At 76.8% G+C, this 6,699-nt stretch carries 9 protein-coding genes; 7 read left to right on the forward strand and 2 right to left on the reverse strand.

The genetic code is table 11. From position 1 onward, the window contains the following. Nucleotides 1–175 precede the first annotated feature (175 nt). The 4 genes from ACRYMY_RS19260 to ACRYMY_RS19275 are packed head-to-tail and all read left to right on the forward strand — an operon-like array spanning nt 176 to nt 3,076. The gene (locus ACRYMY_RS19260) at nt 176–1,600 is read left to right on the forward strand and encodes an FAD-binding oxidoreductase (RefSeq protein ID WP_432548829.1); all 1,425 of its coding nucleotides are present in this window, start codon (nt 176–178) and stop codon (nt 1,598–1,600) included. Between the two features lie 26 nt (nt 1,601–1,626). Beyond that, nucleotides 1,627–2,238: a cyclase family protein gene (locus ACRYMY_RS19265; RefSeq protein ID WP_432548830.1), complete on the forward strand. Its 612-nt coding sequence runs from the start codon at nt 1,627–1,629 to the stop codon at nt 2,236–2,238. 59 nt (nt 2,239–2,297) lie between these two features. Continuing rightward, nucleotides 2,298–2,534: a hypothetical protein gene (locus tag ACRYMY_RS19270; RefSeq protein ID WP_432548831.1), complete on the forward strand. Its 237-nt coding sequence runs from the start codon at nt 2,298–2,300 to the stop codon at nt 2,532–2,534. 47 nt (nt 2,535–2,581) lie between these two features. Beyond that, on the forward strand, nt 2,582–3,076 hold the full coding sequence (locus ACRYMY_RS19275) for a hypothetical protein (RefSeq protein ID WP_432548832.1): 495 nt from the start codon (nt 2,582–2,584) through the stop codon (nt 3,074–3,076). 6 nt (nt 3,077–3,082) lie between these two features. Here the strand turns inward: ACRYMY_RS19275 and ACRYMY_RS19280 are convergent, their stop codons facing one another. Continuing rightward, the gene (locus ACRYMY_RS19280) at nt 3,083–3,472 is read right to left on the reverse strand and encodes a VOC family protein (RefSeq protein WP_432548833.1); all 390 of its coding nucleotides are present in this window, start codon (nt 3,470–3,472) and stop codon (nt 3,083–3,085) included. Between the two features lie 92 nt (nt 3,473–3,564). On the opposite strand from ACRYMY_RS19280, the gene ACRYMY_RS19285 reads away from it, so the two are divergent. The 3 genes from ACRYMY_RS19285 to ACRYMY_RS19295 all read left to right on the forward strand — a co-directional run bounded on the left by ACRYMY_RS19285 (nt 3,565) and on the right by ACRYMY_RS19295 (nt 5,413). Then, a complete protein-coding gene (locus tag ACRYMY_RS19285) occupies nt 3,565–4,341 on the forward strand; it encodes a TetR/AcrR family transcriptional regulator (protein ID WP_432548834.1) in 777 nt (258 codons plus the stop codon). A gap of 71 nt (nt 4,342–4,412) precedes the next feature. Continuing rightward, nucleotides 4,413–4,949: a dihydrofolate reductase family protein gene (locus ACRYMY_RS19290; RefSeq protein WP_432548835.1), complete on the forward strand. Its 537-nt coding sequence runs from the start codon at nt 4,413–4,415 to the stop codon at nt 4,947–4,949. After that, nucleotides 4,946–5,413 carry a GyrI-like domain-containing protein gene (locus tag ACRYMY_RS19295; protein ID WP_432548836.1) on the forward strand — a complete coding sequence of 156 codons (468 nt, stop codon included), beginning with the start codon at nt 4,946–4,948 and terminating at the stop codon, nt 5,411–5,413. Before ACRYMY_RS19290 ends, ACRYMY_RS19295 begins: the two co-directional genes overlap by 4 nt. Nucleotides 5,414–5,417: 4 nt before the next feature. Here ACRYMY_RS19295 and bla read toward each other — a convergent pair whose 3' ends face one another. Beyond that, nucleotides 5,418–6,380 (reverse strand): class A beta-lactamase, encoded by a 963-nt coding sequence (gene bla, locus ACRYMY_RS19300; protein WP_432548837.1) that lies wholly within the window; start codon nt 6,378–6,380, stop codon nt 5,418–5,420. Between the last annotated feature and the right edge of the window lie 319 nt (nt 6,381–6,699).

Consider the following 6,699-nt stretch of genomic DNA (forward strand, 5'->3'; position numbering starts at 1 on the left):
GCCGCGGCGACGAGCAGCCGGCGGTCGACGGCCGGTGCGGCGGCGCTCCCGGCGCGGTCGGTGGTCACGAGGTCCTCCTCGGCAGACCCGGCGCCCCGCTGGAGCCCGGGCGGGCCGCCGGTGCCCGCTGTCACCGGTCCGGAGCAGCGCCGCGGCGCGGCGTTAGGCTCTCCCGGTGGCGACCACGACTGCGAGCACGACCGCGAGCTCTCCCACCGGGACCGGCGCGGGTGACCGTGCCGAGCGCGCCCGCCGGCGCCTGACGGGCTGGGGGCGCACCGCGCCGACGACGGCGACGGTGCTGCGCACGGGCGACGTGGACGTCATCGCCGAGGCCGTCCGCACGGCCGGCCCGCGCGGCGTCATCGCGCGCGGCCTGGGCCGCAGCTACGGCGACCCGGCCCAGAACGCCGGCGGGCTCGTCGTCGACATGACGGGCCTGTCGCGCATCCACCGCATCGACGTCGACGGGGCCTTCGCCGACGTGGACGCCGGGGTGTCGCTGGACACGCTGCTGCGCGCGGTGGTCCCGCACGGGCTGTGGGTGCCGGTGCTGCCGGGCACCCGCCAGGTGACGGTCGGCGGCGCGATCGGCGCGGACATCCACGGCGGCAACCACCACACGCAGGGCACCTTCACCCGGCACGTGCTGTCGATGGACCTGCTCACCGCCGACGGCGAGGTCCGCACCCTGACCCCCGACGGCCCCGAGCGCGAGCTGTTCCTGGCCACCACGGGCGGCATGGGCCTGACGGGCATCGTGCTGCGGGCGCGGATCCGCCTGGACCGGGTGGAGACCTCGTACTTCATCGCCGACGTCGAGCAGGCCCCCGACTTCGACGACATGCTCTCGCGGCTGCAGCAGAACGACGAGAACTACACGTACTCCAAGACGTGGTTCGACTCCGTGACCACGGGCGAGCACATGGGCCGCGGGTTCCTGCTGCGCGGGTCCTCGGCGAAGCTGGAGGACCTGCCGAAGAAGCTGCGCAAGGACCCGCTGAAGTTCGACGCGCCGCAGCTGGCGAGCTTCCCGGACCTGTTCCCGCCGGGGATGCTGAACCGGCTGACGGCCAAGGCGCTGAACGAGTTCTACTACCGCAAGGCGAAGACGCAGCAGGGGGTGGTGCAGAACATCACGCAGTTCTACCACCTGCTCGACCTGTTCGCGGACTGGAACCGCGCCTACGGCCCGCACGGGTTCCTGCAGTACCAGTTCGTCGTGCCGTTCGACCGCACGGACCTGCTGCGCCGCAGCATGGAGACCATCGTGGAGTCCGGGCACATCTCCGCCCTGAACGTGCTCAAGCGCTTCGGCCCGGGCAACGACGCGCCCCTGTCCTTCCCGCAGGAGGGGTGGACGCTGGCGGTGGACCTGCCGGTGCGCAAGGGCCTGGCCGAGCTGTGCGACACCCTCGACGAGATGGTGCTGGAGGCCGGCGGCCGCCTGTACCTGGCGAAGGACTCGCGCACCACGGCCGACCGGTTCGCGCGCATGTACCCGGACCTGCCGGCCTGGCGGAAGGTCCGCGACGCCGTGGACCCGGAGCGCAAGTTCGCCTCCGACCAGTCCCGCCGCCTGGACCTCGTCACCGGCTGAGGACGGCGGCGGGAGGGGCGGGCGCGGTGCTGCTGGACGTCACGGTGCCGCTCGTCCCCGGTCGCACGCCGGTCTACCCCGGCGACCCGGAGCTCACCGTGCGCCGGGTGCTCTCCCGCGCGGCGGGGGACGTCGCGGACGTGTCGCTGCTGTCGTGCTCCACGCACTGCGGCACCCACGTGGACGCCCCGGCCCACCTCCTCGACGGCGGCGGGGTGGACGCCCTGCCGCTGGACGTCCTGGTCGGCCCGTGCGTCGTGGTGGACGTGCGCGAGGACGTGGACGCCGCCGGCGTGGACGCCCTGGGCCTGCCGGCCGGGACGTCGCGGGTGCTGCTGCGCTCGCGCGGCGCCGGCCCGTGGGACGCCCCCGGTCCCGCGCTCACCGCGGACGGCGCGCGGGCGCTGCTGGCGCGCGGGGTGCGCCTGGTCGGCGTCGACCGCCTGTCCGTCGACGCCGACGACGCCGGCGCACTGCCCGTGCACGAGGTCCTGCTGGCCGCCGGGGCGGTCGTCGTGGAGGCGCTGGAGCTGGGCGCCGTCGCCCCGGGCGCCTACGAGCTGCTGTGCCTGCCGCTGCTGCTGCCCGGCTGCGACGGCGCCCCCGCCCGCGTCCTGCTGCGCACCGGGGGGAGCTGACGGTGGCGGCGGGCGCGCAGGGGCCGCCGGCCCGGCGGGGGCCGCTGTGGTGGGCGGCGGTGACCGTCGCGGTCGCCGCCCACCTGCTCGTCGGCCTGCTCGTCCTCGCCTCCGGCCTGCTGGCGCCGCTGTGGGCCGTCGTGCTGCTGGGCCTGGCGTGGTGGGGGGCGCTCGCGCTGGGCGTGCGCTGGGTGCGCCGCGGCGCGTGGTGGTTCCTGCTGGTGCCGCCCGTGACCCTCCTGGTGTGGTTCACCGCGCTGAGCGCGGGGGAGGCCCTGCTGGGCTGGACGGCGTGAGTACGCGTGGACGGGCCCGCGCGGGGTAGTCGTCCACCGTGACGGACGTGAGCGGGAGCAGGCTGACCGGGATCGCGCGGGCGGCGGTGGTCGGCGCCGCGGCGGGCGCCGTCGGGGCCGGGGTGATGGCCGCGGGGGAGAAGGGCGAGCAGGCGCTGACCCGCCGGCCCTCCTCGTACGTGCCCGGCCGGACGCTGCTGACCCTGCTGGGCCGGCCGGTCGGCGACGACGTGCGCCCGGCGGGCTGGAACCACGCGATGCACTACGCCACGGGCGCGGCCCTCGGCGCCCTGCGGGGCGTGTGGTCGGTGGTCGGCCTGCGCGGGCCGCGGGCGAGCGCCGCCCACACCCTCGTGCGGCTGTCCTTCGACCAGACGCTGGAGAACGGCACCGGCGCCGGCGCGCCGCCGCGCACCTGGCCGGTGCGCGAGCTGCTCGTCGACGTCGGGCACAAGGCCGTCTTCTCGTTCGTCACGGGGGCGCTGACCGACCGGCTGCTGCGGCCCGGGCTGGAGTCCGCCCGGGGCCGCGGGAGCCACTAGGCCGCGTCAGCCGGCGGCCGGCCCGTTCCAGTCGACGAGCTGCACGACGACGCCGTTGGGGTCGCGGACCTGGAAGGCCCGCTCGCCCCACTCCTCGACGGTCAGCGGCATGGTGATGGTGACGCCCTCGCGCCGCAGGCGGGCCAGCTCGCCCTCCAGGTCGTCGACGACGAGGGCGACGATGACGCCCTGCGCGCGCTCGTCGCGCTGGTCGGCGGGCAGGGTGGCCAGCCCCCGGCGCAGGTAGACGACGGAGGCGCCGGTGTCGGGGCGGGACAGGCTGGCGAAGCCGTCGGCGGCCACGTCCTCGCTGAAGCCGAAGTGCCGCTGCAGGAAGGCGCTGGACGCGGCGGGGTCGTCGACGGTGAGGGAGACGGCGGTGGCGGTGACGTGCACGGGACCTCCTCGGTCGGCGCCGCCGCGCACACGCTGACCACGTACGCTGTACGACGTAGAGGGGTCAACGCGCGGCGGGCCAGGATGTTCCCGTGACCGCGGACCGCACCGGCGCCGGCGACCCCGCCCGCACGCTGGCCCTGCTGTGGCGGGACCCGGACGCGGTGCCCCGCCGCGGCCCGCGCCGCTCCCTGGACCTCGACGACGTCGTCGCCGCGGCCACCGCCCTCGCCGACGAGCACGGCCTGGCCGCCCTGTCGATGCGCCGGGTCGCCGAGCGCCTGGGCGTGGGCGCGATGTCGCTGTACACCTACGTCGCCGACCGCGCCGAGCTGCTCGACCTCCTCGTCGACGCCGCCCTGGCCGCCGCACCCCGCGAGGACACCACCGGCCGCCCCTGGCGCGAGCGGGTCGCCGCGCTCGCCGAGGACGAGCGCCGGCTGTTCGACGCCCACCCGTGGCTGGCGGAGGTGTCCACGCTGCGCCCGCCGCTGGGGCCCGGGCAGACCGCCGCCTACGAGCACCAGCTGGCCGCCTTCGACGGCACCGGCCTGGACGACGTGACGGTCGACGCGTGCCTGACCCACCTGCTCGTCGTCGTGCGCGCCTGCGCCCGCGACGCAGCGGCCGCCCGCGCCGCCGTCCGCGACGACGGCACCGACGAGCAGTGGTGGGAGCGCGCCGGCCCGCTGCTGGCGCGCGTGCTGGACCCGGAGCGCTACCCGCGGGCCGTGCGCGTCGGTGCCGCCGCCGGCGCCGCGCACGGCAGCGCCCACGACCCCGGCCACGCGCACCGCTTCGGCGTCGAGCGCGTCCTCGACGGCGTCGCCGCGCTCGTCCAGCGCGCCCAGCTCGCCCGGCACCGATGAGTCCGGACCGGGCGCCCGGTCCATCCCGCGACACCACCGCACGAAGGACCACCGCACCGGGAGGCACCACCGTGGGACGCATCGCCGCCAACCTGTTCACGACGCTCGACGGCTCCGCCGAGCGCCCCGACCGCTGGCACTTCCCCTACTTCGACGACGCGATGGGTCAGGCCGTGGACCGGCACACCTCCCGCTGCGACGCCTACCTCATGGGCCGGGTCCTCTACGAGCAGTGGGCGCAGTACTGGCCCGCGAACGAGGAGGACGACTTCCGCCTGTTCATCAACCCGGTCCGCAAGTACGTGCTGTCCACGACGCTGCGGGAGGCGACCTGGGAGGGCACCACGCTGCTGCGCTCCCTGGACGACGTGCGCCGCGTGCGGGAGGAGACCGACGGCACGATCGGGATGTCCGGCAGCCTGACCACGGTCCGCTCCCTGCTCGGCGCCGGGCTGCTCGACGAGCTGGACCTGCTGGTGGACCCCGTCGTCGTCTCCGGCGAGCGCCGCTGGACCGACGAGCTGGACCGGGTCCCGCTGGAGCTGGTGTCCTCCGAGGCGCTGCCCGCGGGCGCCCTGCACCTGGTCTACCGGCCGGTGCCGGCGTGATCGAGGACGGGCCGCGGCTGGTCGTCCTCGACCCCGCCGCGGTGGCGGTGGTGCGCGCCCGGGTCGCCCCGGACGCGCTGCGGGAGTTCTTCGACTCGTCCTTCGCGGCGCTCGCGGAGCAGCTGCGCGCGCAGGGCGTGCGGCCCGTCGCCGCCGCGCACGCCCTGTACCGCGACCTGGCCGCCGACGCCTGGGACCTGGAGGTGGGTTTCGCGGTGGACCGTCCCGTGCGGGCCGCCGGGGGCGTCGAGCCGGGGGCGCTGCCGGGCGGTCGCGCGGCCACCTGCGTGCACACCGGCGGCTACGACGGGCTGGGCGCCTCGTGGGAGCGGCTGCGGGCGTGGGTGGACGAGCGCGGGCTGCCGGCCGGGCCGGTGTTCTGGGAGGTGTACCTGACCGAACCCGGCCCGGACGTCGACCCCGCCGTCCTGCGCACGCAACTGGTGCAGCCCGTGGTGGGGTGACGGCTCAGCCGAGGTGGTCCACCACGACCCGCGCCGCCCGGGCGACCAGCGCGGGGTCGGGTTCCGCGTCGACGTCGGCGCGGTCGGTGAGCACGGCCAGGACCCACGGGGCGCGGCCGTCGGGCGGCTGGACGACGGCGACGTCGTTGAGGTTGCCGTAGGCGCCCGACCGGCCGGTCTTGTCGCCGACGCCCCAGCCGTCCGGGACGCCCGCGCGGACCATCTCGTCGCCGGTCTCGTTGGCGCGCAGCCACTCCAGCAGCTGGGCGCGGTCCCCGTCGTCGAGGGCGTCGCCCAGCGCGTACGCGCGCAGGGCCTGCGCCAGCGCCCGCGGGGTGCTGGTGTTCGCGACCTGCCCGGGAGCGACGTCGTTGACCGCCGGCTCGACGTCCTCGACCTCGGTGGTCGCGTCCCCCAGCGCGCGCAGGTCCGCCTCCAGGCCGGCGGGTCCGCCCACGCGTTCCAGCAGGAGGTTCGCGGCCGTGTTGTCGCTGACGGTCACCGCGGCCCGGGCCACGTCGCGCAGCGGCAGGCCGTCACGGGTGCGCTGCCCGGTGACGGGGGAGTGCGGCACGAGGTCCTGCTCGTCCCACGTCACCACCGCGTCGAGCTCCTCCTCCGTCGTCGCGGCCAGCACGGCCCCGGCGGCGAGCGCCTTGAACGTCGAGGCGAACGCGAAGCGCTCGTCGGCCCGGTGGGCCAGGACGCGCCCTGACCCGGTGTCGAGCGCGAACAGGCCCAGGCGGGCGTCGAACTCCTCCTCCAGCGCGGCGAACCGCGCCTGCGCGGCGGCGGCCTGCCCGTCGTCCGCGGACGTCGTCGGTGCCGGGCTGCTCGTGGGTGCCGGTCGGCTCGTCGTCGGGGCGCTCTCCGGCGCGGTGGCGCTGCACCCGGTGAGCACGAGGACCAGCGCGGCCGGTGCGAGGGCGGCGGAGGTCAGGACGGCGGGGTTCGGCAGGCGTCGCACACCACCCACTCTGCCGCCCGCCGACCCAGCCCCACGGCCACCCACCCGCACTCCGCTGTGATCATGCACAGTTGAGCGCTCAGCCGTCCGTGATCACCGCGGAGGGGGGATCGGACAGCCAGCCTGCAGGATCAGGGCGGTTCGCGGTGTGTCGCGCGGTTCCGCGCGGCGTGTCGCGCCCTGCTCGCAGGCTGGCTGTCAACCCTCCGGCTCGCCGCCCCCCCGGGGGGGGGGGGGGGGGGGGGCCGCGCGCGCCCTGGCCGCGGGGGGGGGGGGGGGGCGGCGGGGCGGGGGGGGGGGGGGGGGGGGGGGGCGCGGG

The sequence above is a fragment of the Kineococcus haloalkalitolerans genome, from assembly GCF_050871905.1.
Lineage (GTDB): Bacteria > Actinomycetota > Actinomycetes > Actinomycetales > Kineococcaceae > Kineococcus.